The following is a 26,319-nucleotide window of genomic DNA, read 5'->3' as shown; positions in this document are numbered from 1 at the left end:
GAGACCTTCCCCATGGCCAAACACTCGTTCGCCGCCACGCTCGGCGTCGGCGCCGTCCTCGCCTCGCTGGTCGCCGCGCCGCCGCCGGCCGCGGCCCAGTCGCGGGGGATCAGCGGCCTGTTCGGCTGCGAAGGCTCGGGCAAGAAGCAGGAGGGCGGGGCCCTGATCGGCGCCGCCGCCGGGGCCCTGGTCGGCCGTGCGGTCAGCAAGAACGAAAAGACCCTGGGCACGGTGCTGGGCGCGGCGGCCGGCGCGGCGGCCGGGGCCTATATCGGCTGCCGGATGCAGTCGACCGACCAGGCCATGGCCCAGCAGGCCACCAAGCGCGCCCTGGACAGCGGTCGCTCGGAGAGCTGGAGCAATTCGCGCACCGGCGCCTCGGGCCGCATCGACGTGGTGTCCTCGTCCTACGGCCCGCCGATCAGCGGCGACACCCTGCGCTTCGAGCGCGGCGTCCTGGTGCTGCGCAGCTACGACGCGGTCGGCGGCGACTACACCGCCCGCGGGACCGCCAACCTGCGCTCCAGCCCCTCGACCACCGGCAAGGTGGTCGGCAAGCTGTCGGCCGGCCAGCGGGTCGAGGTGCTGGGCGGGGCGCCGGGCAGCAACTGGCTGCTGGTGGGACGTGACGGCTACGGCGTCGGCTATGTCTCGGCCGCGCTGCTGAACCAGAGCGGCTACGGCCCCGAGCCCAGCTGCCGGATCATCAACGCCTCGATCAGCACCCGGGGCGACCGCCCGACCACCGAGCGCTACAGCGCCTGCAAGGACGACCGCGGCGAGTGGCGGCTGACGGCGGCCTGATCGGGGGCTGATTCCTTGCCCCCTACGGACCGCTGCGCGGTCGTCTTCCCCCATAGGGGGAAGAGCCGCGCGGTGAAGGCTCCGCCCCCTGTGGGGGCGGACAGGCCGCGCAGCGGCCAGGTGGGGGCAAGGGCATGGCCCATGCCGGTTTCGTCGGCCCTCCATGGACGAGGTCGCCCCGCGGGCCTAACCTAGGAACCAGCCGCCGCAACAGGAGCCCTTCCGCCATGGACGCGGCCGTCTTCCGGGAACCTCGCCGACGCTTCATCCCGATCGCCAGCCGCGCCGGGGCCGGCGAGATGGCGGTGCTGGAGTTCGGCCCCGCCGACCGGCCGGTGGACGTGGTCTTCGTCCACGCCAACGGCTTCAACGGCCAGACCTACCGCGCCCTGCTGGCCCCGCTGTCGGCCGGCCTGCGGATCCTGGCGGTCGACCAGCGCGGCCACGGCTCCAGCCGCCTGGCGGCCGATCCGGACCATCGCCGGAACTGGCTGGACCTGCGCGACGATCTGCTGGCCCTGCTGGCCGTGCTGGACCAGGGGGCCGTGGTGCTGGCCGGCCATTCGATGGGCGGCACAGTCAGCCTGCTGGCCGCCGCCGCGGCGGCGGAAAAGGTGCGCGGCCTGGTCCTGCTCGACCCGGTGATCATGCCGCGGATCCTGGCCTTCTACGCCCACATGCCCTGGACGTCCGGCGCCCTGTGGCGGCATCTGCCGCTGGTGCAGGGCGCGCTGCGCCGCCGGGCGGTGTTCGACAACCGCGAGGCCGCCTTCGCCGCCTATCGCGGCCGTGGGGCGTTCAGGACCTGGCCCGAGACCATGCTGGCCGACTATGTCGGCGGCGGCTTCAAGGATCGCGACGACGGCAAGGTCGAGCTGGCCTGCGCGCCGGCCTGGGAGGCCTCCAACTACGCCGCCCAGGCCCATGATCCCTGGCGGGCCATGGGCCGCATCCGCTGCCCGGCGCGGGTGCTCAAGGCCGAGAAGGGCTCGACCTGCCACGTCGGCGACGGCGCGGGCGTGATGCGCCGCCATCCGTCGATCCGCGTCGAGACGGTGACCGGCGCCAGCCACTTCCTGCCGATGGAGCGTCCCGACCTGGCGCGCGAGGCGATCTTCGAGATGGCGGCGGGCTAGGGCCTATCGTCATCCGACCTGGGCGCGAAGGACAAGGACCGCGCGCTGCGCCTGATCCTTGTTCGGCCTACAGCGCCAGCCCCGCCACCGCGTGGGTCATCAGCTCGGCCCGCGCCGCGTCGCTGATCGGCGCCACCTTGCGGGCGTCGAGGTCGAAGGTGACCGCCACGGCTTCCGACGTGCCCCAGGGCTGGCCGGTGGTCGGGTCCAGCAGCCAGTGCGCCACGTGCATCGCCGAGCCCTGGGTCCCGACCAGGCCGGAGCGCACCTCGACCCGGTCGCCGGCCCGGGGCCAGGCCAGCTGAGCCAGGCGGTACTCCAGAACCGCCCCTCCGACCCGGGCCGGCCGAGGCTCGGCGTGGCCGACCACGATGTCGCGGAACGGACCGATGAAGGCTCCGATGCCGTCCGAGACCCGGCCGATGAAGTACTCGGCGCGCATTCGTCCGAACACGTCGCAATCGGCCGGCGACAGGGCGCCCAGGCCGATGCGCTTGAGGTTCAGGGCCTCGGCGCGGGCCAGGCTGGCGGTCGGGGTAAAGGGCGACAGGTCGAGGCTGCGGGCCTGGGCCTGCTCCGGCGGCTCGACCTTCAGCGCCGCCGCCCGCTCGTGGACGATGCGCGGCCAGGCAAAGGCCTCGCCCTCGCGCGGGGTGACGTGGGCGATCGTCGTCTGGAAGGTGGCCGCCAGCTGGCCGGTGGCGGTGTGGACCAGCAGCTGCAGCACCCGGGCCTCGGTCTCGGAAATCGCGATCACCCCGCCCAGCATGTGCAGCGCCGCCCCGGCATGGGCCTCGCGCAGGAAGCGGATGTGCTGCTCGCGGACCATCAGGGTGGCGTTGGCCCAGGGCGAGAAGGCGTGCGGCAGGCCCAGCTCGGCCGCCAGCCCGGCCAGCCCCTCCATGGCCCGGGCGACATAGAAGCGCACGTTCATGTGCCCCATCTCGTCGCAGTCCCAGGTGTTGACCCCGCCGCGCCAGATCTCGACGCCGGGTAAGGCGGCCTGTTCGGTCGTCATGGCGTCGTCTCGGTGCGGGTGAACGGATGTTCGAGTCTAGCGGGGTTTGTCGAGATTCCGCAATCGAGCCTTTGGTTCACCCTCTCCCTTGGGAGAGGGAGGGGCCCGTCGCGAAGCGATGGGAGGGAGAGGGGTTACGAGGCTGGACGGCGTGCCGGCGCTCCGTCCGACGCGGTAACCCCTCTCCCCAACCCTCTCCCTTTGGGAGAGGGAGCAAATGTCTTCCGTCCGCCGCTCAACGCGCCCGCGTCACCCCTTGCAATCCGCGCACAGCCCGTGGGCCTCGATGGTCACGCCGGTCAGGGCATAGCCGGCGGCGGCGCCGGCGGCGATGATCTCGGCGCTGGCCTTGGGCTCGATCTCGCGGGTAGCGCCGCAGCAGTCGCAGATCAGGAAGGCGGCGGCGTGGCCGTCGGCCTCCTTGCGGCAGGCGACATAGGCGTTGAGGCTCTCGATCCGGTGGGCGAAGCCCTGCTTCTCCAGGAAGTCCAGGGCCCGGTAGATGGTGGGCGGCTTGGCGGGGGGACCGTCGACAGCGAAGCTGGCGATCAGGTCGTAGGCCTTCACCGGCTGGCCCGCCTGCAGCAGCAGTTCCAGCACCCGGCGGCGCGGGGCGGTCAGGCGCTGGTCGACGGCGCCGCAGCGCGCCTCGGCGGCGTCCAGCTCGGCCGCGAGGGCGGAACCGGCGACGCCGTGGTTGTGGTGGTCGTGATCGCACGCGGCGTGATGGGCCATGGCCAAGAGGTAGAGCCGGTGAGGGCCCGTTGCAACCGCGTTGGCGTCCCCGGTCAGTACGGTCGCTGGGCCAGCACCGCCGCCTCGGCCGCGCAGCGGGCGGCATCGGGGACGAGGCCGGCCGCCCGGGCGGCGTCCAGCTCGCGGCCGACGGCGGCCAGGTCGGCGGTGAAGGCGGGCGAGGTATCCAGGGTCCTGACCAGGGCGGCGGCGTTCAGCCGGCCGGCCTCGACCGAGGAGGCGTTGTGCACGCCGCAGACCACCCGGCTTTCGCCATAGGCCCGGGCGCGAGCCAGGATGGCCTCGGCCCGCTCCGGCTGGGCCTTGGCCAGGACCAGGCCGACGGTCCAGCCCCAGGTGGCGTGGCCGGACGGATAGTCGGGCGTCAGGGCGGTGACCAGGCCGCTGCGCACGCAGATCGCGCCCGGCTGGACCTGGTAGGGACGCTTGCGGTCGTAGAGCCGCTTGGGCGCCGCCACGGCCGGGCGCACGTCGCGACCGACCCGCTGCAGCAGCGCCGCCAGCCGCGGCGTGGCCTGGCGGCTGGGCGTCACGCCGAGGGCGCAGCTGTAGGCGTCGACGATCCCGGCCTTGTGGGCGTCCTGCCTGGCCAGCGACCAGCGGGGGGTGTCCTTCAGCCGCCGCGTGGCCAGGAACACCGCCCGGTCCCGCTGGTCGGCGGCGGATCCGGCGGGCGGGGGCGGCGGCACGGCCTGGCGCGCGTCATAGGCGCCCTTGGCCAGGTAGGGATCGGCCTGGGACCCTGTCAGGCTGGCGCAGCCGGCCAGCGCCAGGGCGGTCATCCCGATCATCAAGCCGACGCGCATGAAAAAGGTCCCCGAAGCAAACTTCGGGGACCCTGCAGTCTCGGTTCTTCCGTATCAAGCCTACTTGCCGAACAGCTTCTGCCAGCGCGGCTTTTCGCGGCCCTTCCAGTGCTCGCGGTGATAGGCGTCCGAGGCGATCAGCGGCACCACGGTGGTGGCTTCGGCGAACACCATCTGTTCATAGGTGGTCGAGACCTTGCCCCACGAGGCGGCTTCCTTCAGCGTCGACGACGAGCAGGCGCCGTCGCGCACGTCGGCCACGGTGATCTGCACCGCGTACTTGTGCATGTCGGCCTCGACGCCGAGGATCTCGGCGCAGACCACGGTGTCCTGGGCGAAGTTCTTGGGCACGCCGCCGCCGACCATGAACAGGCCGGTGGTGCCGGCCGCGATCTTGATGTCGGTCAGTTCACGGAAGTCCGCGACCGCGTCGATCATCAGATAGGGCTGCTTGGCGGCGATGCGCTCCTTCTGGTGCTTGACCAGGCCGAAGCCGGCCGAGCTGTCGACGAAGGCCGGGCAGAAGATCGGCACGCCTTCTTCATAGGCGGTCTGGATCAGCGAGCCGGGCTTCTTGGCGTTGCCTTCCGACAGCCACTTGCCCATCTCCCAGATGAACTCGCGCGAGGAATAGGCGCGCGGCTCCAGGCGGTTGCAGATCTCCAGGATCGTGTGGTCGCAGTTCTGGAGCTCTTCCTCGTCGATATAGGTATCGTAGATGCGGTCGATATAGTTGTCGCGCAGCACGTTGTCGTCGACCGGGCCGGCGGCCTGATAGTGCTTGAAGCCCAGGGCCTCGAAGAAGTCCATGTCGACGATCGAGGCGCCGGTGGCGACCACGGCGTCGATCATGCCGTTCTTCACCATGTCGCGGTAGACGTGCATGCAGCCGCCGGCCGAGGTGGAGCCGGCCAGGATCAGCCACGGCGAGCAGTCCTTGTCGGCCAGGGCCATGTTGAAGATGTCGGCGGCGCGGGCGGTGTCGCGCGAGCTGAACGACATCTTGCGCATGGAGTCGATGATCGGGCGGGCGTCGAACGCGGTGATGTCGATATGCTCGACGACGGTCTGGAGAAGCTCGGCCTTGGTGTTGTTCGGAACGGGAGCGTTCATCGCTTCGGTTTCCCTGACTTTGGACGCCCGTCGTTGATAGGAACCCTTCGCCGGGACGGAGCGACCGACGGGGGTAATGGGGAAATGCGGTTCGTGTCCAAACGCTCAAGCGATGGATGCGGCGCGCGGTTTAACTCAGATTTGTCACGGCGCTTAGTGACGTTTTCGCGTCGTGCGTCCTTCGAGGCCCACTGCGTGGGCGCCTCAGGATGAGGAATTCAGTGCGGTGAGGTCCTCATCCTGAGGTGCTCGCCGCCGGCGAGCCTCGAAGGACGCACGGCGGAGCAGCCCTATCGACGCCGCCGCTTCTTGCCGGCCGCGCCCTTGGGGCGCGAGAAGCGGACGATCTTGCGTTCCTCGGCCTCGGGCCGGGGCGTGGCGATCGAGCGCTTGGCCAGGCCGTACATCGAGGCCATCGGGGCGTCCGAAACCTGGGCGGTGTCGGTTTCTCCGAAGCCGTTGAAGCGGGTCGACATGGCCACGCCATAGGCGCCCAGCATGCCGATCTCGATATAGTCGCCCTCGTCGACGCTTTCCGGCAGGTAGAACGGGCCGGGCATGTGGTCGACGCTGTCGCAGGTGGGGCCGTAGAAGCGGAAGGGCTTGAGGCCCTCTTCCACCACTTCGCCGTTCTTGCGGTACAGCTTGACCGGGAAAGGCCACTTCATGTGGGCGGCGTCGAACAGCGAGCCGTACGAGCCGTCGTTCAGATACAGCGCGTCGCCCTTCTTCAGCTCGACCTTGACCAGCAGGGACGAGGCCTCGGCCACCAGGGCCCGGCCCGGTTCGCACCACAGCTCGGTGGTCTCGTGGACCATCATGTCGGCGAAGCCCCGGTCGATGGCGGCCAGGTATTCGGACATGTCGGGCGGCACCATGCCGGGATAGATCGACGGGAAGCCGCCGCCCACGTCGACGACGTCGGCCAGTACGCCGGCCCGCACCAGGGCGCGCGAGGCCTGGGCCATGGCCGCCTGGTAGGCGGTGGGGCGCATGCACTGGCTGCCGACGTGGAACGACACGCCCATCAGGTCCTGGGTCGAACGGCGGGCGGCCAGCAGCAGGGCCGGGGCGTTGTGCGGCTCGACGCCGAACTTGCCCGCCAGGCTGTAGGCCGCGCCGTCGGCCTGGACGCCCATGCGGACGATCAGGTTCAGATCCTTGGCCTGGCCGGTGGCGTCCAGGATCTTGGCCAGTTCCTCATGGGTGTCGAACGAGAAGGTCCGCACGCCGTGATCGAAATAGGCGGCCGAGATCGCCACGCGGCTTTTCACCGGGTGCATGAAGGCCATGCGCGAGCCGGGGGCGTGCTGGGTGACCAGCTCGACCTCGTTCAGCGAGGCGACATCGAAGGACCGGACGCCGGCGTCCGCCAGCTCGCGGATCACCCATGGCGAAGGGTTGGCCTTCACCGCGTAAAAGACATCGCCTTTGAATTCAGCCTGGAACCAGCGCGCCGCTACGGAAACCGCGTCTGGCCGCACGAGTGCGACGGGACGTTCCGGTGACCGCTCACGGACCAGGTCCAGGGGATTATGGTACGTGTGCAATTCACGTAGACCCCTGCAGAAGTTAAACCCAGGCCGGCGTTAGCAGCGCTTATGAGGACTTCGGGTCCGCCGGAGCGAGCGAAATAGGGTCATAGCCAGAGGATGTAAAGAGTCTTTTGGACGCGGGCCTTGCGCACGGGCAAGCCGCCGTCCCGGCCAAGCTTTCGGCGCGGTTTGCATCCCGCCCCGCCCAGGCCGGGCTGGGTAATCGATCCACCGTCCGTCACAAATCCGTTGCGTCCATGCCCCAAACCGACGAACGCATTTCCCAGCGCCTGAAACCACGGTAAGGATTCGCCCCGACCATGACGTCGGACCCTGTTCTCTCGATCCGCGCCGCCTCCAAGACCTTCGGGTCGCGCCGGGCGCTGGACGCCGTTTCGCTCGACGTGGGTCGCGGCGAGATGATCGCCCTCATCGGCCCGTCGGGTTCGGGCAAGTCGACCCTGCTGCGCTCGATCGACGGCCTGCAGACCGTGGACGCCCCCCCGGAGGGTAATGCGGGAGACGGGGTCATCACCGCCTTCGGCGGACCGGTCCAGGCCCGGGGCAAGGTCAGCGACCAGGTGCGCAAGGCGCGCATCCGCATCGGCTTCATCGCCCAGCAGTTCAACCTGGTCGGCCGCCTGACCCTGTTCACCAACGTCGCCCTGGGCTCGCTGGGGCGGATCGGCACGCTGCGCGGCCTGTTCGGGGCCTGGCCGGCCGAGACCAAGGCGGCGGCCATGGCCGCCCTGCACCGGGTGGGCGTGGCCGACTACGCCGCCCAGCGCGCCAACACCCTGTCGGGCGGCCAGCAGCAGCGCGGGGCCATCGCCCGGGCCCTGGTCCAGAAGGCCAAGATCATCCTCGCCGACGAGCCGGTCGCCTCGCTGGACCCGGTCTCGGCGCGCAAGGTCATGGAAATCCTCCGTGATCTGAACAAGACCGACGGCCTGACCGTGGTCGTCACCCTGCACCAGGTCGACTACGCCCTGCGCTACTGCGACCGGGTGGTGGCGCTGAAGGCCGGCCGGAAGGTCTATGACGGCCCGACCGCGGGCCTGGACCGCGCGAAACTCATCGACATCTACGGCCCGGAATTCGAGGACGTGTTCTGGGAAGGAGCCCCGCAATGATCCGCCGCACCGCAATCTCGCGCCTTGGGGTCGCCGGCCTCGGCCTCCTCGCCGCCCTGACGCTCGCCGCGTGCGGGGACAACAAGGCCGCCGGCCCGGCCGCGCCCAAGGACACGATCGTGTTCTCGATCCTGTCGACCGAGTCGGCCCAGAACATGGAGAGCTACTGGAAGCCCATCCTGGCCGACATGGAGACGTCGACCGGCATGAAGGTGAAGCCGTTCTTCTCGTCCAACTATTCGTCGCTGATCGTGGCCATGGGCGCCAAGCAGACCGACGTGGGCTGGTTCTCCAACGCCTCGGGCCTGGAGGCGGTGCGCCGCTCGGGCGGCGAGGTCTTCGCCCGCACCTTCGACCCGTCGGGGGTCGACGGCTACAAGTCGGTGATCATCGTCCCGGCCGACAGCAAGCTGACGGTCGAGGGCCTGCTCAAGTGCGACAAGAGCCTGAACTTCGGCATCGGCGACAAGAAGTCGACCTCGGGCACCCTGGCGCCGATGACCTACCTGTTCATCCCGGCCGACAAGAAGCCCGAGACCTGCTTCAAGACCGTGCTCAGCGCCAGCCATGACGCCAACCTGTTCGCGGTGGCCAACCACAAGCTGGACGCGGCGACCAACAACACCACGGCCCTGCGCCTGAACGAGTACGCCAAGGGCGGGGCCCAGGCCAGGAAGGTCAAGGTGATCTGGGAGTCGCCGACCCTGCCCGAGGACCCGATCGTCTGGCGCAAGGACCTCGACCCGGTGGTCAAGGAAAAGCTGCGCCAGTTCTTCCTGACCTACGGCCAGGGCGACACCCCGGTGGCGGCCCAGCAGCGCAAGAACCTGGCGCGGCTGTCGATGGGCGGGTTCAAGCCGGCCGACGACACCCACCTGCTGGTGGTGCGCGAGATGGAGGCGCTGGAGAACGTGGGCCTGGCCCGCGAGTCCGGCGACAAGGCCAAGCTGGCGGCGGCGGAAAAGTCCCTGGCCGGCATCAAGGCCGAGCGCCTGGCCGCCGAAGGCAAGGCCGGCTTGGCCGCGCCGGCCAATTAGGGGGCGATGCTCTGATGCACCAACATCCATCCGCTCATCCCGGCGAACGCCGGGACCCAGATCCAGCCTGAGCCTCCAGGATTCATCCGAGAAACCCCGTCTTATGATCTGGGTCCCGGCGTTCGCCGGGATGAGCGGATCAAAGGGGTTTCAAGGAGAGAAGCCTGAGCCTCCCATGAGCCAACAGCCATGAGCGACACGATCCCGCCCCCGCCCAGCAAGCCGCTCTCGGCGCGGGCCTTCGACCTGCTGCTGTGGGGCGGGGTGATCGCCCTGCTGGTGGTCAGCTTCAAGCCGGCCGAGATCGACAAGTTCCCGCAGCTGTTCACCGACGCCAGCAAGATGCAGGGCTTCGCCAGCGGCTTCTTCTCGCCGTTCGGCGATCCCAAGGCGTTCATGGCCGCCGACTGGGAGCTGTACATCGGCAAGATGTGGCAGACGATCCAGATGGCGCTGTGGGGCACGGCCCTGGCCATCGTCGTGGCCATCCCGCTGGGCCTGCTGGGGGCGCGCAACATCAGCCCGTGGTGGATCCAGCAGCCGGTGCGCCGCCTGCTGGACCTGATCCGCTCGATCCCCGACCTGGTGGTGGCGCTGATCTTCATCACCGCCGTGGGCCTGGGCCCGTTCGCCGGGGTCATGGCCCTGATGTTCAACACCGGCGGGGTGCTGGCCAAGCTGTTCGCCGAGGCGGTCGAGTCGATCGACAAGGGTCCGGTCGAGGGCGTGCGGGCGACCGGCGCGATCAAGCTGGCCGAGGTGGTCTGGGGGGTGATCCCGCAGGTCGCGCCGCTGTGGACCAGCTATGCGCTCTACCGCTTCGAAAGCTCCAGCCGGTCGGCGACCGTCCTGGGTCTGATCGGGGCCGGCGGCGTGGGCCAGGTGCTGCTCGATTCGATCAACGGCTTCCAGTACGACCAGACCGGCTGCATCGTTCTCGTCATCGTGGTGGCCGTCTCGCTGATCGACCTGTTGTCGCAGATCATCCGCACACGTCTGCTTTAGGGACCGTTCTGTGGCCCGGGGGCCACAATTAACGCCTTGAAAAGGCTTGTCATCGGTCTGTCATCAAAGGGTGGCGGAACCGTCACGGGACCCCCGTAAAGCGCTCCTACCTGATCCGGACCAACGGGCAGGGGGCAAAGCCTTAAGGGGAATTCTCACATGCGGAACAAGACCTCGCTGGTCTGCGGCGCGGCGCTGGGCGCCATGCTGGCCTGCGGCCTCGGCGTCGCGGCTCACGCGCAAGACAACACGATCGCCTGGAAGGGCGCTCCGCAATGGACCAACGACGACGTCTACTTCAAGGTCCGCGGCCGGATCCTGATCGACGGCGTGTTCCAGGACGTCGACCGCGAAGGCGCGGCGACCGACTACAAGACCAGCAACATCCGTGGTCGCCAGGTGTTCCTCGGCGTCGAAGGCAAGCTGAACAACTATATCGCCTACAAGGCCGAAGGCGGCTGGGTGAACGGCAACAACCCGACCTGGGACGACGTGGTCATCGAGGTCAAGCCGACCGAAATGACGTCGATCCTGATCGGCAACGTCAAGGCCACCGGCCTGGAAAACCTGACCTCGACCCGCTTCACCACCTTCATGGACCGCGGTCCGTACGGTGACTTCGGCGTCGACAGCTACCTGCTGAGCGTCGTGGGCAAGGTGCAGGGCCCCAACTGGAGCGTCACCGGCGCCGTCCAGGGCGACAGCATCAACAACGCCGACATCAACAACACCTCGTCGGCCACCAACACCAACCAGAACTCGCAAGAGCGCCTGGGCTTCACCGGCCGCGTCCACTACGCCCCGCTGCTGAGCGACACCGACAAGGTCCACCTGGCCGTCTCGGCCCGCTACCGCAACCACGGCAACGAAAGCGCCTTCAACTACCAGGGCCGCCCGGACACCAACTACGGCACCAACGGCCTGTACTACAAGACCGGCGCCATCGCCGACCGCGACACCACCCTGGCCGCCGAAGGCGCCTGGATCCACGGTCCGTTCTCGGTCCAGGGCGAATATTCGAACATCTCGGTCGAGCGCCTGGCCACCACGGCCCCGGGCTCCAACCCGGACATCAAGGTGGGCTACGCCTTCGTCAGCTTCTGGCCGACCGGCGAGACCCGCAACTACGATCCGGTCGCCGGCGAGATCAAGCGTCCGAAGATCCTGAACCCGATCACCGCCGGCGGCTTCGGCGGCGTCGAACTGGCCCTGCGCTACGACTACGCCGACCTGACCGAGGCCTACAAGACCGCCTCGACCGCGGCCAGCAAGACCCTGTCGCAGGACGCCGGCAAGTACACCGCCTGGACCCTGGGCGTGAACTACTACCCGACCGCCTATGTCCGCTTCCAGGCCAACTACACCGACGGCTCGGTCGATCCGGTCGTCGTCGGCCGCGGCACGGACATCAAGCAATTCCAGCTGCGCGCCCAGCTGGACTTCTAAGACCCACGGGCCGCCCTCTCCGGGGCGGCCCGACCTTCTCACAACGCTCCAGAGACTCCAGGAGTCCTCCATGAAGAAGCTGCTTTCCTGCGCGGCCGCCGCCGTCGCCCTGTCGGGCCTCGCCGCCGCCCCCGCCCACGCCGCCCGCGACTACGTCTGGGCCGCCGGTTCGTCGACCGTGTTCCCGTTCGCCACCCGCACCGCCGAAAACTTCGCCAAGAAGACCGGCAAGAAGGCTCCGAAGGTCGAAAGCCTCGGCACCGGCGGCGGCATCAAGCTGTTCTGCTCGGGCGCCGGCGAAGGCTTCCCGGACATCGCCAACGCCTCGCGCCCGATGAAGAAGTCGGAATTCGACGCCTGCGCCGCCAAGGGCGTCAAGGACATCGTGGCCATCAAGATCGGCTTCGACGGCATCGTGATCGCCACCGACAAGGACGGCGCCGACTACAACTTCAAGACCGAGCACCTGTACCTGGGCCTGTCCAAGCAAGTGCTGAAGGGCGGCCAGTTCGTCGCCAACCCGTACAAGACCTGGGACGAGATCGGCTCGGGCCTGCCGGGCAACCGCATCAACGTCTACGGCCCGCCGCCCACCTCGGGCACCCGCGACGCGTTCGTCGAACTGGCCATCGAGGCCGGCGCCCGCAAGTTCCCGACCGCCGACGCGATCCGCGGCGACAACGAGAAGAAGTTCAAGGCCCTGGTCGACCCGCTGCGTAACGACGGCTGGATCGACGCCGGCGAGAACGACAACGCCATCGTCGGCACCCTGACCAAGACCCCCGGCTCGCTGGGCGTCTTCGGCTGGTCCTACCTCGAAGAGAACATGGACAAGATCAAGGGCGCGTCGGTCAACGGCGTGCGTCCCTCGGCCCAGACGATCGCCGACGGCTCCTACCCGCTGTCGCGCTCGCTCTACATCTACGTCAAGAAGGCCAATATCGGCGTGACGCCGGGCCTGGCCGAGTTCGTGCAGGAGTTCACCTCCGACGCGGCGACCGGTCGCGGCGGCTATCTGCAAGGCCGTGGCCTGATCCCGCTGCCCCCCGGCCAGCACGAAGCCCAGAAGCAAGTCGCCGCCAACAAGACGGCGATGGCGCGTCCGGCTCAGTAAGGCCGAAACAGCGTCCGACAAGGCGACGCCGCGGTCCCCAGTGGGCCGCGGCGTTTTCTTTTGTATACTGGGCCACCGCGCCCGCCTGGGTCGCGCCAACCCTGAAGGGCCATGATCCTCCTCGCGCTCGCCGTCGTCCTGCTCCTCGTTCTCCTGAACGGGGTGTTCTCCATGTCCGAACTGGCGGTGGTCTCGGCCCGCCGCGCCCGGCTGCAGACCTTCGCCGACCGCGGTGACAAGGGCGCCAAGCTGGCCCTGGCCATGGCCGAGCATCCCACCCGGTTCCTGTCGGCCGTGCAGGTGGGCATCACCCTGATCGGCATCCTGGCCGGCGCCTATGGCCAGGCCACCATCGCCGGGGCCCTGGACGCCTGGCTGAAGGACAAGCCGGTGGTCGGGCCCCATTCCGAGGCGATCGCCACCACCATCGTCGTGATCGGCCTGACCTATGTCTCGGTGATCCTGGGCGAGCTGGTGCCCAAGCGCCTGGCCCTGCTGTTCCCGGACGTGATCGCCCGTCGGATGTCGCCGTTCCTGGCCGTGGTGGCCACGGTGCTGCGCCCGTTCGTCACCCTGCTGACGGTCTCGACCGCCGGCATCCTCAAGCTGATGGGCGTGCGCGACGAGCGGACCAACGACATCACCGCCGAGGAGGTCGAGACCGTCCTGGCCGAAGGCGCCGACGCCGGCCTGATCGAGCCCGAGGAGCGCTCGATGATCCAGGAGGTGCTGCGCCTGGGCGACCGTCCGGTCCGCGTGGCCATGACCCCGCGCCGCGACCTGTTCTGGATCTCGCTGACCGACAGCCAGGACCAGATCCTGGCCGAGATCCGCGACTGCCCCTATTCGCGCATCGTGGTGGCCAGCCAGGGCGACCTGGACGGCGACATCGGCGTGATCCTCAAGAAGGACCTGCTGGACGCCTGCCTGGGCGGCGAGGCCATCGACATCAAGGCCCACGTCCAGCAGCCGATCGCCATCCCCGAGACCATGTCGCTGCTGCGGGCCATGGCGGTGTTCAAGTCGACGCCGCTGCACATGGCCCTGGTGGTCGACGAGTTCGGCTCGATCCAGGGGGCGATCACCCCGCTGGACCTGCTGGAAATGATCGCCGGCGACTTCCCCGAGAACCACGACGAGAGCGACAGCCGCATCCTGCGCCGCGAGGACGGCACCTGGCTGGTCGACGCCCGCCTCGACATCCAGGAGCTGAACGACGCCCTGGGCGAGAGCTTCGAGGCCGAGGGCGGCTACCACACCGTGGCCGGCCTGATCCTCGACCGCCTGGGCCGCATCCCCCGCGAGGGCGAGATCGTGCCCCTGGGTGGCTTCGACGCCGAGGTCGTCGACATGGACGGCTCGCGGATCGACAAGCTGATCCTGCGCTGCGTGGCGAAGGAGTAGGGCGTGGGCCTGTCGAAAGAAAGCGCCCCGCGTCAATGAAGAGCCTGACAAGAAAGATCGGCGATTGGGCGGCGTTCATCTTGATGGCCGTCGGCGCCGGCATGTTCATATGGCCCTTCGGCAACCGGCACCGGACCGCACGGGAGTGGGTGCAGGAAACCGGGATCGATCTTTCGATCTGGCTTGGACTAGCAGTCGTCTTCCTTGTCGGCGGGCTATGTCTCCTGGCGGTCACCAAACTGCCTGATCGCAAGGACTGAGCGTTCTTATAGAACCGTCATCCCGGGCCTTGTGCCCGGGAACCCTGGTCCAGCTGACGGTGAAGCGAAATGGCGCCAGCGCGCCAAACCCCCGCACCTGCGGTGGATACAGGGTTCCCGGCACAAGGCCCGGGATGACGGCGAGATGGGGGAAGCGTTCCTTGAGTCCGCGTCCTCAACTAGCTCCGCCGCCGCAATCTCGTCTCTTCCACCGGCCCCCCTACCGGCTCGCCGCCGTCTCCACCAGGCGCTGGTAGAACCGCACCATGCGTTCGACATTGGCGATGGTCATGTGCTCGTTCGTGCCGTGGATCATCTCGGTGTCCTTGACCGACAACCGCAGGGGCTGGAAGCGGTAGATGTCGTCGGCGATCGGGCCCATGTAGCGGCTGTCGCTGGCGGCGGTCATCAGGGCCGGGGCGACGGGGGCGCGACTTTCGTCGCCGGCCAGGGCGGCCAGGGTCTTCCAGCCTTCGGAGGTGGTGGACGACACCTTGCTGGGCTCGTCCGGGGTCTTCACCCAGGCCAGCCTGACCGGCAGGTCGCCGACCGCGTCCCTGGCCCGGGCCATCACCTGCACCGAGCTGTCGCCCGGCGCGATGCGGTAGTTGATCCAGGCCGTGGCGTCCTGCGGCAGCACGTTCTCCTTGGGCGAGCCCTTCAGCATGGTCGGGGCGATGGTGGTGTGCAGCATGGCCGCCCCGGCCGGGGTCTTGGCGGTCTGGCTGACCAGCAGCGGTGAGAACAGCCAGGTGTTGGCCGCCGCCATCCTGATCGTCGTCGAGCTGTGCGGCGCCAGGCTTTTCAGCATGTCCGCGCCCGGGCCGCTGAACCGCATCGGGAACGGATGATCGGCGATGGCCAGCACCGCCTTGGCCAGGGTGGTCACCCCGGTCCGGGCCGGCGGGGCCGACGAGTGGCCGCCGACCGCCGGGGCCGTCACGGTCAGGGTAGCGTAGCCCTTCTCGGCGGTGGCGATCAGCGCCACGGGCTTGTTGGTCACCGGATGGTCCTCGACCACCACCATGCCCTCGTCGAGCACGAACTGGGCTTTCACGCCGCGCGACTTCAGCAGGGCCGCCGCCGCCCGAGCCCCGCCGCCGCGCACCTCCTCGTCGTGGCTGCTGACCACGATCACCGTGCGCCTGGGGACGAAGCCGGCCTTGGCCAGGCCGTCCAGCGCCTCGAACAGCGTGACCAGGCTGCCCTTGTCGTCGATCGCGCCCCGGCCCCAGACCGCGCCGTCGGCGACCACGCCGTCGAACGGCGGATGGGTCCACGCCCCCTCGCTGCCGGGGGTGACCGGCACCACGTCCTGGTGGGCCATCAGCACGATCGGGGCCAGGCTCCGGTCGGTTCCGGGCCAGGTGTAGACCAGGGCTTGGCCGGCCACGACCTCGCGGCCCATCGCCCGGTGGGCGTCGGGATAGGTCGCCTGCAGCCAGGCGTGCAGCCTGTCCCACTCGGCCGGCTGGTCCTCGGCCGGGTCCTGGTGGCTGACGGTCCGGAAGCGCACGGCCTCGCCCAGGTGCCGGGCGGCCAGGCCGGCGTCGACCGGACGGGCCGAGGCCAGGTGGACGCCCGAGGTGTCGGCCACGGGCGCCTTGAAGGTCGCCGTCCGCACCGCCACCACGGCCCCGACCGCCAGCACCAGCCCCACGGCCGTCAGCGCCGCCTTGCCCGTCCAGCCCATGGCCGTTCCCCCGAACATCTGTTTCGAGGACTGTGCGACGAGTTGAGAAGCGTGCCAACCGCCAAGTTCGCGGGGGCCCGCGCTCCGGTTCCAAGGGACGCAAGCGGCGGTCGCGTTTGCCTTGCGGCCCGGCCTCGCGCATAGGCTGGCGCTCGCGAGTCAGGAGTTTCGAGAAGCGGCATGGGCGTCCTGGTCCTTGGAGGGACGGGTTTCATCGGCGGCCCGGTGGCCGCGCGGCTGCTGGCCGACGGCGTCGAGACGGGCGTCGCCCACCACGGGGCGCGGGCCGTCGCGGCCGGGGCGGCGTCGGTGGTGCTGGACCGCCGCGACTCGGCGGCGGTGCTGGCGGCCGTGCGCGCGCTGGGCGCCGACACCGTGGTCGACCTGATCGCCTACACCGCGGCCGACACCCTGCCGCTGCTGGACGCCCTGTCGGGCCGGATCGCTCGCTATGTGCTGGTCAGCTCGGTCGACGTCTATCGCAACTACGAGGGCCTGCACCGCAAGGGCCGGCCGACGCCGATCTGGGACCGCCTGGCCGAGGACGCCCCGCTGCGCGACAGCCGCTTTCCCTACCGACTGGCCCGGCCGCGCGCCGCCGGCGATCCTCAGGCCTGGATGGACGACTACGACAAGATTCCTCTTGAAGACGCGGCGCGCGCCGCCCGTGGGTTCGAAACGGCCATCCTGCGCCTGCCGATGGTGTTCGGGCCCGGCGACCGCCAGCGGCGGTTCTCGTGGGCCATCCGGCCGATGGTCCAGGGCCGGCCGCGGTTCGTGATCCCCCATCCGTGGGCCAGCTGGCGGGCGACCTTCGGCTATGTCGACGACGTGGCGGCGGGGATCGCCCTGGCGGCCGTCCATCCTCGGGCCGGCGGCGAGACCTTCAATCTCGGCCGCGCCAACACCCCGACCAACATCGCCTGGGCGGCGACCTTCGCCGAACATTTGAACTGGCCCGGCCAGGTCCAGCTGGCCCATCCCGACGTGGCGCGCGGCGCCCTGGCCAAGGCGGTCTCGGGCCTGGACCTCGGCTACCCGCTGTTCGTCGACAACGCCAAGATCCGCCGCCGGCTGGGCTATGCCGAGGTGACGGACTTCGACGAAGCGCTGGCCCGGACCGTGGCCGACGAGATGGGGCGCTAAAGGTCCTTTTCCAGGACGATCGCTCCGATCAGGGCGGTCGCCACCCCCGCCAGCAGCCACAGGCCGCTGACCTTCAGCCAGCCCAGTTCGGTCCCGGCCCCGATGACGGGAATGAACGAGAAGGCCTGGACCCGATAGCGCCATTGCAGGGCGGTCGGGCCCAGTCCGCCGGCGGCGGGGCGGTGCGCCAGGATGACCGCCGCCGTCGCCGCAGCCGCCATGGCCGCGCCGCCGGTCGCCTCGCGCGGGTCCAGGAGCTGCAGGGCGGTCCAGATCGCCGCGCCGGCCAGGGCCAGGATCAGGGCGAAGCGCAGAGGCCGGATAGTCCAGCGGTACCAGAGGATCGGCAGGCTTGAGGCGCCGGCCGCACTGGCGATCATCGCGCCAGCGAAGGCCACGGTGGCGGCGGGCGGCGTCGCTTCCGGAGCGACCGTCATCAGGAAGCCCCACCAGACCACCAGGACGCTCTGGCCGACCAGCAGCTTCAGCGGCAGGGGCCAAGCTTTCGGTGACGGGTCGGCGTCGACCTCGCTGGTGACCACCGCCCACAGCGCCAGGGCGGCCGCGCAAAGGCCGATCCCAGCCGTCGCCCAGGCGTTGGCGGGGGCCAGGCTGGCCAGGAGCAGCAAGGCCAGGCTGAGGGGCGCCCAGCCGGCGCGCGCCCAGATCGGCGCCCGCCACGCCCAGGTCTCGCCCCACGCCCGGCGAAGCGGGAGCACGCCGAAGATCCAGAGGCTGGACACGGCCAGGCAGGCCGCGGCGCCCATCATGTAGAGTCCCAGCGCCGTCAGCGGGCTGGTCATCAGGCCGAGCGGCGCGGGGATCAGGGGGATCAGGGCGGCGATCCACAGGACCAGAGGCGACAGGTGGGGGCGAGTCAGGCGCTCCTCCCAGGCCGTCAAGGTCTCGGGATCGACGTCGGCGCGCAGGCTGGGCCGGCGGCCGATCTCGGCCAGCACCGCGCGCATGGCTGGTTCGAAGCCTGGCCAGCACCGGTCACGCCAGCTTGGTCCCCGGTTCAGCGGCCGGGTCAGGGCCAGGAAGGCCGGGCGCCGCGGGCCTTGGTCGCGAAGCAGGCCGGAGCGGAAGATGATGTCGGCGTCGCGGTCCAGCACCGCCTCGATCACGCCGCCGCCATGCAGGCCGGTGCGATCGCGGCTCCAGCGAAAGGCGTTGATGGCTGGGCGCACCAGGGGATCGGAACGCGGCGCGTTGTCGGCGATCAGGTGGGCGATGTGCTGCTCGGTGTGAACCGCCACCGCCAGCACCTCCATGGCCGGCGAGGCGACGATCGCAGCCAGGGAGGCCTCCAGGCGGGCCGGAGCGTCGTCCGTCGGATCGGCGACCAGCCCCTCCAGCTCGGCCAGCAGCCGCTCGTGCGCGTCGTGGCCGTGCAGCGCCGATGGATCCGGACGCCGCGCGGCTTCGAACGCGGGAACGCCGCCGCGCAGCAGGGTCAGCACGTCCGCGGCGTCGGCGAAGACGCCGGCCACGGGCGGAGGCTCGCCCTCCTGCTGCTCCAGGTTCTGCTGGCCGTCGTCGTCTTCCCACGCCCAATCCCAGTCCAGAGCGCTCAGCGCTTGCTCGTAGGCCTCGCGCAGGATCCTGAAGCCCTCGGCGTCGTCCTCGGGGCTGGTGACCTTCAGCCGGCGGGCATAGGCGCGGCGGATGGCGTCGCGGTCGCGGACCGGTTCCAGGCCCAGGACCTGCCAGATCTCCGAGTTCACAGGAAGGTCTCGCCGTCCAGCGCGTCCAGGCCCTGGATCAGCTCCTGTCGGGCGGCGTCGATCGCCCGCGGGTCTTGCCGGTCCAGGACGGCCTCGAAGCGCGAGATCAACTCGGCGACGTGAGCGCGGCGTTCGCCCAGGAACAGTTCATAGCAGCGCGCGGCCCGGGCGCTGGCGGCGCGGTTGGCGTCCTGGTCGCGGGGGTTGACCTTCAGGGCGGCCAGGGCGGCGCGGCGCTTTTCCAGGTCGGGCGGCGGGCCGTCCTCGTCGTCGACGATGACCAGTTGCCTGCGCTCGCCGGTGTGTGGAACGTGGACGTCCACCTCGATCAGCCCGTTGACGTCGTAGCTGAAGCGCACCTCGACCTGGATCTCGCCCGCCCGAGCCGGCGGCACGGGAATCTCGATCCGACCCAGGCGGATGTTGTCGGCGACCAGGCGCGACTCGCCCTGGAAGACGTTGAACACCACCTTGCGCTGGCCCGGCTGGATGGTGCTGAACACGTTCATGCGGCTGGCCGGCACGACGGTGTTGCGTTCGATGACCGGCGAGAAGATGCCGTCGCGCAACGTGCCGCCCGGCCCGGTCTCGGCGACGTCGACGCCCAGCGAATAGGGGCAGACGTCGGTCATCACCACGTCCTTGAGGGCGGCGTCGCGCGCCTTCAGGCCCGCCTGGATCACCGCGCCGATCACCACCGCCTCGTCCGGGTGCACGGCGTTGGATGGAAAGCGGCCGAACATCCGGGTCACCGCGCGACGCACGATCGGCATGCGGGTGGCGCCGCCGACCAGGACGATCTCCTTGAGGGCGACAGCCTGCACCGAGCCGTCGCGCAAGGCTCCCAGCACCGGCTCGCGCAGGCGGGCCAGCAGGGGCGCGGCCGCGCTCTCGAACGCCTCGGCCGTGACGTCCAGCGTCCAGCTTTCGTCTTCCCAAGTGACCGTCATCTTGGCGGCCGGCTGGTCGGTCAGGGTTCGGCGAGCCTTCTCGGCGGCGACCTGCAGGCGCTGGCGGAAGCCTAAGTCGGCCTCGGCCTTGCCCCAGGCCTTGCCATGCGCCTCGCGCATCATCTGCACCAGGACGGCGTTGAAATCCTCGCCGCCCAGCTGGTTGTCGCCGGTCGAGGCGCGGACCTCGATCACGCCCTCGAAGATCTCGAGCACCGAGACATCGAAGGTGCCCCCGCCCAGGTCGAACACCAGGAAGCGGGTCTCGTCGCCCAGTTCGTGGATGCCGTAGGCCAGGGCCGCGGCCGTGGGTTCGTTCAGCAGGCGCTCGACCTTCAGGCCCGCCAGCTCGCCGGCCCGGCGGGTGGCCTTGCGCTGCTTGTCGTTGAAATAGGCCGGCACGGTGATCACCGCCTCGGTGACCGGCTGGCCCAGATAGGCCTCGGCGTCGGCCTTCAGTCGCGCCAGCACCAGAGCGGACAGCTCCTCGGGCAGATAATCCTGCTTGCCCAGTCGCATGGTCCGGGTCGAGCCCATGTAGCGCTTGAAAGTCGTGGCGGTCAGGGCCGGGTGGGTCGAGCGGCGCTCGCGCGCAGCCAGGCCGACCAGCAGGGCCCCGTCGTCGTCGATGCCGACGGCCGACGGCGTCAGGACCGCGCCCAGGCTGTTGGGGATCAGCTCCACCTTGCCGTCGCGCCAAACGCCCACCGCGCTGTTGGTGGTGCCCAGGTCGATACCGATGATCACGCGACGCCCCCGTCCACACTCCCGCTTGGGTCTAGCCGGTCGGGAACGGGCTGAACAGTCATTCTCCACCCTGGGACGCGCCGCGCCGTGGTGAGATCGACCATCCTCGCCCGGCGGGCGTCAGCCGCCCCCGCCCAGCTCCACCACCTCCTCGAACGTCCGCAGGCCGGGGCGCTGGGCGCAGACCAGCACGGCCATGTTGCCGGGCAGGTGCTGGTTGGCCAGCATCTTCTCGTGGGCGGCGGGGATGTCGTTCCAGGGGAACACTTCCGACAGGCAGGGGTCCACCCGGCGGTCGATGACCAGCTGGTTGGCGGCGCTGGCCTGCATCAGGTTGGCGAAGTGGCTGCCCTGGACGCGCTTCTGGCGCATCCACAGGAACCGGGCGTCCATGGTCAGGTTGAAGCCGCTGGTGCCGGCGCAGATGGCCACCATGCCGCCGCGCTTGACCACGAACACGCTGACCGGGAAGGTCGACTCGCCCGGATGCTCGAACACCAGGTCGACGTCGCGGTTGCCGGTGACCTGCCAGATGGCTTTGCCGAACTTGCGGCTTTCCTTCATGTAGTCGGCGAATTCCGGGCCGTTGACCTTGGGCAGCTGGCCCCAGCAGTTGAATTCCTTGCGGTTCAGCACCGCCTTGGCGCCCATGCTCTTGACGAAGTCGATCTTGTCGTCGTCGCTGACGACGCCGATGGCGTGGGCTCCGGCCACGGCGGCCAGCTGCACGGCGAAGACGCCCAGACCGCCCGAGGCGCCCCAGACCAGCACGTTCTGGCCGGGCTTGAGCTCATGCGGCTTGTGGCCGAACAGCATGCGGTAGGCGGTGGCCAGGGTCAGGGTGTAGCAGGCGGCCTCCTCCCAGGTCAGGTGGCGGGGGCGCGGCATCAGCTGGCGCGACTGCACCCGGCAGAACTGGGCGAAACTGCCGTCCGGGGTCTCATAGCCCCAGATCCGCTGGCTGGGCGAGTACATCGGGTCGCCGCCGTTGCACTCCTCGTCGTCGCCGTCGTCCTGATTGCAGTGGATGACCACCTCGTCGCCCAGCTTCCAGCGCTTGACCTTGGCGCCCACCTTCCAGACGATCCCGGAGGCGTCGGACCCGGCGACGTGGAAGGGCTGCTTGTGGCCGTCCAGCGGGCTGATCGGCTCGCCCAGGGCGGCCCAGACGCCGTTGTAATTGACGCCCGCGGCCATCACCAGGACCAGCACCTCGTCCTCGCCGATCTCCCAGGTAGGCACGACCTCGACCTGCATGGCCTGGGACGGCTTGCCGTGACGCGCCTTGCGGATCGCCCAGGCGTACATGGTCTTGGGCACATGGAAAGCCGGCGGGATCTCGCCGATCTCGTAGAGGTCCTTCAGCCCGGGCGTCGGGTCCAGCGTCGCGGTGCTCATGTCTCTCCCCAGTCTCTTCGGCGCTGCAACACAAACGCCCGAACAGCTTCCTGCGCTCCGTGGATCGTTCGGCGCGGCGTGGACCCATCTTTCCCGGGCTCCTGGAGGGCAGTTTCTCCCCGAAGCCCGCCTAAGCTGTGACAAGCGTTTGACTCTGGCAAGCGGGAATCTATTGCGTCGCAGCATGGTTGCGCGTGAAACGACTCCTTCTGATCCGCGCATCTCGGCGTTGCCCGGACGCGCGGAGGCGAGGAGGGCGGGCCGAAAGCGGCAAAGGCTCAGCTTTCCAAATCCGCCCCTATCGGCCACGTTCCACCGATGAGCGCGATGATCCACGTCAGCCGCCCCACCGGCTCGATCCTGCTGCTGGAGCTGGACGCCCCGCCGGCCAACGCCCTGGGCCTGGCCGTGCGGGCCCAGCTGGTGAAGATCCTCGACGAGATCGCCACCGACGACGAGGTCCGCGCGGTGGTGCTGACCGGCCGGGGCGGGGTGTTCTGCGCCGGCGACGACCTGCGCGAGGCCCATGGCCGCACCGCGCCCGACGCCCTGGCGGCGGTCGAGAACTTCAACCGGCTGATGGACTGGATCGAGGCCCTGCGCGTGCCGCTGATCGCCGCCATCGACGGCTGGTGCTTCGGCGGCGGGCTGGAGCTGGCCCTGGCCTGCGACATCCGCCTGGCCAGCGACCGCGCGGCGTTCGCCGCCTCGGGGGTCAATATCGGGCTGATGGCCTCGGTCGCGCGCCTGCCCCGGCTGATCGGCCTGGCGCGGGCCAAGGCCCACCTGCTGACCGGCGCCCAGTTCGGCCCAGAGCGGGCCCTGGCCGACGGGGTCGTCACCGCCGTGCACCCGCCCGAGCGCCTGCTGCCCGAAGCCTTCCACCTGGCCGAGTGGATCGCCTCGCGCGCGCCCCTGGCCGTGGAGGCCACCAAGCGGGTCGTCGACGGCCGCTCCTATGTCGAGGAGGAGCTGCCGGCCCTGGTGGCCAGCGCCGACCACCGCGAGGCGATCGCGGCGTTCATGGCCAAGCGCTCGGCGCTGTTCCGGCGGGGGTAGTTCGAAGCCGGCCCCCTGGGTGGACGGCGCGGGGCGGCGGAGGCAGGATCGCGGCGACTTCCCGTCGATCCCGGAGCGCCATGAGCGACACCCTGACGCCCGCCAAGGTCGCCCCGCTCAGGCCGGACATGGCCGCCGCCCTGGACCGCGACGGCTATCTGCTGCTGCGCGGCGCCGTGCCCGAGGCCTGGCGCGCCGCCCTGCGCGAGGCCTTCGACGACGGCGTGGGGACGCCCGACCAGTGGGCCGCGCCGCGCAGTCCCGGCTGGCGCCACGCCCTGGTCGACCTGGATCCCGTCGTGCTGCGGACCTGCCGGCTGCCGCCCCTGCTGGCGGCGGCGGGACGGATGCTGGGCGGTCCGTTCTTCCTCGCCCAGGTCGAGGGCCGCGAGCCGCTGGCCGACGCCGGCCACCAGCCGCTGCACCGCGACGGCGCCGGCCAGAAGGCCGTGGCCGCCCTGGTCTTCCTCGATCCCTACGGGCCCGACAACGGCGCCACCCGCCTGGTGCCGCGCCCGCTCGACCCGGGCCGGCCGGACGAGGCCCTGGCCCAGGTCCTGGCGGGCGAGGCGGGCGACGTCCTGGTGTTCGACGCCGACCTGCTGCACGGCGCCACCCGCAACCGCTCCGGCGCGCGCCGCCGCTCGCTGCTGCTGAGCTTCAAGCCCGAGCGCGACCGGGCGAACGAGGAGGCCTGCCGCGCCGTCCGCAACGTGCGCATGGCGCGGAGCGAGGTGTTCGTGGTGTGAGTTGGCGCTCAAGCGCCAGTGTTCATATCCCCAACCTTCGTCATTCCGGGCCTTGTGCCCGGGATCCCTGGTTCAACTGACGGTGAAGCGCCTTGGCGCGCTGGCGCGCCACACCTCCGCACCTGCGATGGACAAAGGGGTCCCGGGCACAAGGCCCGGGATGACGGCCGAAAGAGGGAGCGAAAAGGTGGGCCAGCCCCGTCGCCTCAGGCCGCCGGCTTGCGCCTCAGCCGCGCCAGGCGTCGCAGCCGGCGCCAGAAGCGGGTCTTTTCCGGCTCGGGATAGGGCTGCAGGTTCTTGTAGAACTCCTCGGCGCAGGCCCGCCACGAGAAGCCCTCGGCGAACTTGCGCACCGCGGCGTGGTCGATCTCCAGGCAGGCCAGGCAGGCCTCGCGCAGGCCGTCGGTCTGGCCGGGAGCCAGCACGCCGGCGCCGGAGCCGGGGATGATGTCGATCGGGCCCGGGGCCGAGAACGCCGCTACGGGCACGCCGGCGGCCATGGCCTCCAGGATCACCAGGCCGAAGGTGTCGGTCAGGGAGGGGAAGCAGAAGACGTCGGCGCAGGCGAAATAGCGGCCCAGCTCTTCGCCGAACTTGGCGCCGGTGAACACCACGTCGGGATATTTCTCGGCCAGCTCCTCGCGCTGGGGGCCGTCGCCGACGATGACCTTGGTGCCGGGCAGGTCGAGGCTGGCGAAGGCCTCGATGTTCTTCTCGACGGCCACGCGGCCGACATTGAGGAAGATCGGCCGAGCCAGGCCCTCGAACACGTCCGGCTCGCCGTCCTGGCGCGGGCGGAACACGTCGGTGTCGACGCCGCGCGTCCAGGGCGAGATGTTGCGGAAGCCGTGGCGGATCAGCTCGTCGCGCATGGTGGGGGTGGCCACCATCAGTCGGCCCGACGGCTTGTGGAACCAGCGCATGTAGGTGTAGCCGGCCGACAGCGGCAGCGGCAGGCGGGCCGAGACGTATTCCGGAAAGCGCGTGTGGTAGCTGGTGGTGAACGGCAGCTTCCATTCCAGGCAGATGCGGCGGGCGGCCAGGCCGATCGGCCCCTCGGTGGCGATGTGGATCGCCTCGGGCTCGAACGACTTGAAGCGCTCCATCACCGGCTCGTAGGCGCCGATGGCCAGCTTGATCTCCGGATAGGTCGGCAGCGGGAAGGTCGGGAACTGGTCGGGGCTGACGACGTCGACCTCGTGGCCCATGGCCTTCAGCTCGGCCATCACCTTGGTGAGGGTCCGGACCACGCCATTGACTTGCGGTTCCCAGGCATCGGTGGCGAGTAGTATCCGCATCAGGCGGCGGCAGGCTCCGCTATCGGGGGCTCGAGGGTGAGCGCCCGCGCCCGGTCGATCACCGACCAGGACCTAAGCTTGGACCATTCCAGGATTTCGAGCCGTCCGTCCATATGTTCCACCAGCGCGGTGCAGCTTTCCACCCAATCGCCGTCGTTCACATAGAGCACGCCGTCGATCTCGCGCATCTCGGCCTTGTGGATGTGGCCGCAGATCACGCCGTCGACGCCGCGACGACGGGCTTCGTCGGCGACCGCGGCCTCGAAATTCTCGATGAACTGCAGGGCGTTCTTCACCTTGACCTTCAGATAGGCCGAAAGACTCCAGTAGCCGAACCCCAGCTTGCGGCGCGCGCGGTTGAGCAAGGTGTTCAGCATCAGGATGGTCCTATAGGACCAGTCGCCCAGGAAGGCCAGCCACTTGGCGTGCTGCACCACCCCGTCGAACTCGTCGCCGTGCACCACCAGGTAGCGCTTGCCGTCGGCCGCCTCGTGGATCATGTCGCGGGCCACCACCACCCCGCCGAAGTGGACGCCGCAGAAGTCGCGCACCCGGTCGTCGTGGTTGCCGGGGACGTAGATCACCTCCACGCCCTTGCGCGCCAGGCGCAGGATCTTCTGCACCACGTCGTTGTGGGCCTGAGGCCAGTACCAGCCGCTGCGCAGCTTCCAGCCGTCGATGATGTCGCCGACCAGGTAGAGCTTGTCGCACTCGATGTGGCGGATAAAGTCCAGCAGCAGCTCGGCCTGGCAGCCGCGGGTGCCCAGGTGCACGTCGCTGATGAAGATCGAGCGGTAGCGGCGGATCTCGATGTCGTTGTCGGTGACCATGGCTTGCCCCTCCGGCGGTCTGGTCGGCGTTCCCGTCCGGTCCCCCTCCGGACCGGTCGCGGCCCCGGTCCTGTCCGGGCGCTTCAGGGCGGCGATTAAGCTGATTGCATGTCGCTTTCATGAAACGGGGCCCCGCCCGTCACGTGGCGCGGCGC

At 69.8% G+C, this 26,319-nt stretch carries 24 protein-coding genes; 12 read left to right on the top strand and 12 right to left on the bottom strand.

Translation table 11 applies throughout. From position 1 onward, the window contains the following. Positions 1–12: 12 nt before the first annotated feature. Both EV278_RS14465 and EV278_RS14460 read left to right on the top strand, forming a co-directional pair. Positions 13–804, top strand: a complete 792-nt coding sequence (locus tag EV278_RS14465) for an SH3 domain-containing protein (protein ID WP_132092648.1) — start codon at positions 13–15, stop codon at positions 802–804. Between the two features lie 227 nt (positions 805–1,031). Next, the gene (locus tag EV278_RS14460) at positions 1,032–1,940 is read left to right on the top strand and encodes an alpha/beta hydrolase (protein WP_132092645.1); all 909 of its coding nucleotides are present in this window, start codon (positions 1,032–1,034) and stop codon (positions 1,938–1,940) included. A 67-nt stretch (positions 1,941–2,007) separates the two neighbouring features. Here the strand turns inward: EV278_RS14460 and EV278_RS14455 are convergent, their stop codons facing one another. The 6 genes from EV278_RS14455 to EV278_RS14430 all read right to left on the bottom strand — a co-directional run bounded on the left by EV278_RS14455 (position 2,008) and on the right by EV278_RS14430 (position 7,183). Then, a complete protein-coding gene (locus EV278_RS14455; protein ID WP_132092642.1) occupies positions 2,008–2,958 on the bottom strand; it encodes a thioesterase family protein in 951 nt (316 codons plus the stop codon). Positions 2,959–2,994: 36 nt separating this feature from the next. Beyond that, positions 2,995–3,177: a hypothetical protein gene (locus tag EV278_RS14450; protein ID WP_132092774.1), complete on the bottom strand. Its 183-nt coding sequence runs from the start codon at positions 3,175–3,177 to the stop codon at positions 2,995–2,997. Positions 3,178–3,207: 30 nt separating this feature from the next. Beyond that, positions 3,208–3,693: a Fur family transcriptional regulator gene (locus EV278_RS14445; RefSeq protein WP_132092639.1), complete on the bottom strand. Its 486-nt coding sequence runs from the start codon at positions 3,691–3,693 to the stop codon at positions 3,208–3,210. A 53-nt stretch (positions 3,694–3,746) separates the two neighbouring features. Next, a complete protein-coding gene (locus EV278_RS14440) occupies positions 3,747–4,520 on the bottom strand; it encodes a phosphatase PAP2 family protein (protein ID WP_132092636.1) in 774 nt (257 codons plus the stop codon). Between the two features lie 60 nt (positions 4,521–4,580). Further along, positions 4,581–5,633 (bottom strand): deoxyhypusine synthase, encoded by a 1,053-nt coding sequence (locus EV278_RS14435; protein WP_132092633.1) that lies wholly within the window; start codon positions 5,631–5,633, stop codon positions 4,581–4,583. A 290-nt stretch (positions 5,634–5,923) separates the two neighbouring features. Continuing rightward, positions 5,924–7,183, bottom strand: coding sequence for a type III PLP-dependent enzyme (locus EV278_RS14430; RefSeq protein ID WP_132092630.1), 1,260 nt, complete (start codon positions 7,181–7,183; stop codon positions 5,924–5,926). 305 nt (positions 7,184–7,488) lie between these two features. On the opposite strand from EV278_RS14430, the gene phnC reads away from it, so the two are divergent. The 7 genes from phnC (at position 7,489) to EV278_RS14395 (ending at position 14,567) form a co-directional block, all read left to right on the top strand. Then, on the top strand, positions 7,489–8,301 hold the full coding sequence (gene phnC / locus EV278_RS14425) for a phosphonate ABC transporter ATP-binding protein (protein ID WP_132092627.1): 813 nt from the start codon (positions 7,489–7,491) through the stop codon (positions 8,299–8,301). Further along, complete coding sequence (phnD, locus tag EV278_RS14420) at positions 8,298–9,338, top strand: phosphate/phosphite/phosphonate ABC transporter substrate-binding protein (RefSeq protein WP_132092623.1); 1,041 nt, start codon at positions 8,298–8,300, stop codon at positions 9,336–9,338. The genes phnC and phnD overlap by 4 nt, the downstream gene beginning before the upstream one ends. Positions 9,339–9,527: 189 nt before the next feature. After that, entirely contained in the window at positions 9,528–10,343 is an 816-nt protein-coding gene (gene phnE / locus EV278_RS14415) for a phosphonate ABC transporter, permease protein PhnE (protein ID WP_132092620.1), read from the top strand. Between the two features lie 159 nt (positions 10,344–10,502). Continuing rightward, a complete protein-coding gene (locus EV278_RS14410) occupies positions 10,503–11,789 on the top strand; it encodes a porin (RefSeq protein WP_132092617.1) in 1,287 nt (428 codons plus the stop codon). 70 nt (positions 11,790–11,859) lie between these two features. Beyond that, positions 11,860–12,903 carry a substrate-binding domain-containing protein gene (locus EV278_RS14405; RefSeq protein ID WP_132092614.1) on the top strand — a complete coding sequence of 348 codons (1,044 nt, stop codon included), beginning with the start codon at positions 11,860–11,862 and terminating at the stop codon, positions 12,901–12,903. 111 nt (positions 12,904–13,014) lie between these two features. Then, positions 13,015–14,307, top strand: coding sequence for a hemolysin family protein (locus EV278_RS14400; protein WP_132092611.1), 1,293 nt, complete (start codon positions 13,015–13,017; stop codon positions 14,305–14,307). Between the two features lie 35 nt (positions 14,308–14,342). Continuing rightward, positions 14,343–14,567, top strand: coding sequence for a hypothetical protein (locus EV278_RS14395; protein WP_132092608.1), 225 nt, complete (start codon positions 14,343–14,345; stop codon positions 14,565–14,567). Positions 14,568–14,787: 220 nt separating this feature from the next. On the opposite strand, the gene EV278_RS14390 is transcribed toward EV278_RS14395, so the two are convergent. After that, the gene (locus EV278_RS14390; protein WP_132092771.1) at positions 14,788–16,260 is read right to left on the bottom strand and encodes a M20 family peptidase; all 1,473 of its coding nucleotides are present in this window, start codon (positions 16,258–16,260) and stop codon (positions 14,788–14,790) included. Between the two features lie 180 nt (positions 16,261–16,440). On the opposite strand from EV278_RS14390, the gene EV278_RS14385 reads away from it, so the two are divergent. Continuing rightward, positions 16,441–17,406 (top strand): NAD-dependent epimerase/dehydratase family protein, encoded by a 966-nt coding sequence (locus tag EV278_RS14385; RefSeq protein ID WP_132092605.1) that lies wholly within the window; start codon positions 16,441–16,443, stop codon positions 17,404–17,406. Here the strand turns inward: EV278_RS14385 and EV278_RS14380 are convergent. The 3 genes from EV278_RS14380 to ccrA all read right to left on the bottom strand — a co-directional run bounded on the left by EV278_RS14380 (position 17,403) and on the right by ccrA (position 22,228). Continuing rightward, the gene (locus tag EV278_RS14380; protein ID WP_132092602.1) at positions 17,403–19,133 is read right to left on the bottom strand and encodes a J domain-containing protein; all 1,731 of its coding nucleotides are present in this window, start codon (positions 19,131–19,133) and stop codon (positions 17,403–17,405) included. The two genes, EV278_RS14385 and EV278_RS14380, sit on opposite strands and share 4 nt — an antisense overlap. After that, positions 19,130–20,830: a molecular chaperone HscC gene (locus EV278_RS14375; protein ID WP_132092599.1), complete on the bottom strand. Its 1,701-nt coding sequence runs from the start codon at positions 20,828–20,830 to the stop codon at positions 19,130–19,132. The genes EV278_RS14380 and EV278_RS14375 overlap by 4 nt, the downstream gene beginning before the upstream one ends. Positions 20,831–20,950: 120 nt before the next feature. Continuing rightward, a complete protein-coding gene (gene ccrA, locus EV278_RS14370; protein WP_132092596.1) occupies positions 20,951–22,228 on the bottom strand; it encodes a crotonyl-CoA carboxylase/reductase in 1,278 nt (425 codons plus the stop codon). Between the two features lie 318 nt (positions 22,229–22,546). On the opposite strand from ccrA, the gene EV278_RS14365 reads away from it, so the two are divergent. Continuing rightward, positions 22,547–23,287 carry an enoyl-CoA hydratase/isomerase family protein gene (locus EV278_RS14365; RefSeq protein ID WP_132092593.1) on the top strand — a complete coding sequence of 247 codons (741 nt, stop codon included), beginning with the start codon at positions 22,547–22,549 and terminating at the stop codon, positions 23,285–23,287. Between the two features lie 80 nt (positions 23,288–23,367). Then, on the top strand, positions 23,368–24,036 hold the full coding sequence (locus EV278_RS14360; protein WP_132092590.1) for a phytanoyl-CoA dioxygenase family protein: 669 nt from the start codon (positions 23,368–23,370) through the stop codon (positions 24,034–24,036). A 206-nt stretch (positions 24,037–24,242) separates the two neighbouring features. On the opposite strand, the gene EV278_RS14355 is transcribed toward EV278_RS14360, so the two are convergent. Next, positions 24,243–25,334 (bottom strand): glycosyltransferase family 1 protein, encoded by a 1,092-nt coding sequence (locus tag EV278_RS14355; RefSeq protein WP_132092587.1) that lies wholly within the window; start codon positions 25,332–25,334, stop codon positions 24,243–24,245. Then, positions 25,334–26,164 carry a UDP-2,3-diacylglucosamine diphosphatase gene (locus EV278_RS14350; RefSeq protein WP_132092584.1) on the bottom strand — a complete coding sequence of 277 codons (831 nt, stop codon included), beginning with the start codon at positions 26,162–26,164 and terminating at the stop codon, positions 25,334–25,336. The genes EV278_RS14355 and EV278_RS14350 overlap by 1 nt, the downstream gene beginning before the upstream one ends. Positions 26,165–26,319 lie beyond the last annotated feature (155 nt).

The sequence above is a fragment of the Caulobacter sp. BK020 genome, from assembly GCF_004342605.1.
GTDB lineage: Bacteria > Pseudomonadota > Alphaproteobacteria > Caulobacterales > Caulobacteraceae > Caulobacter.
This window is presented reverse-complemented; position numbering and strand designations above follow the sequence as displayed.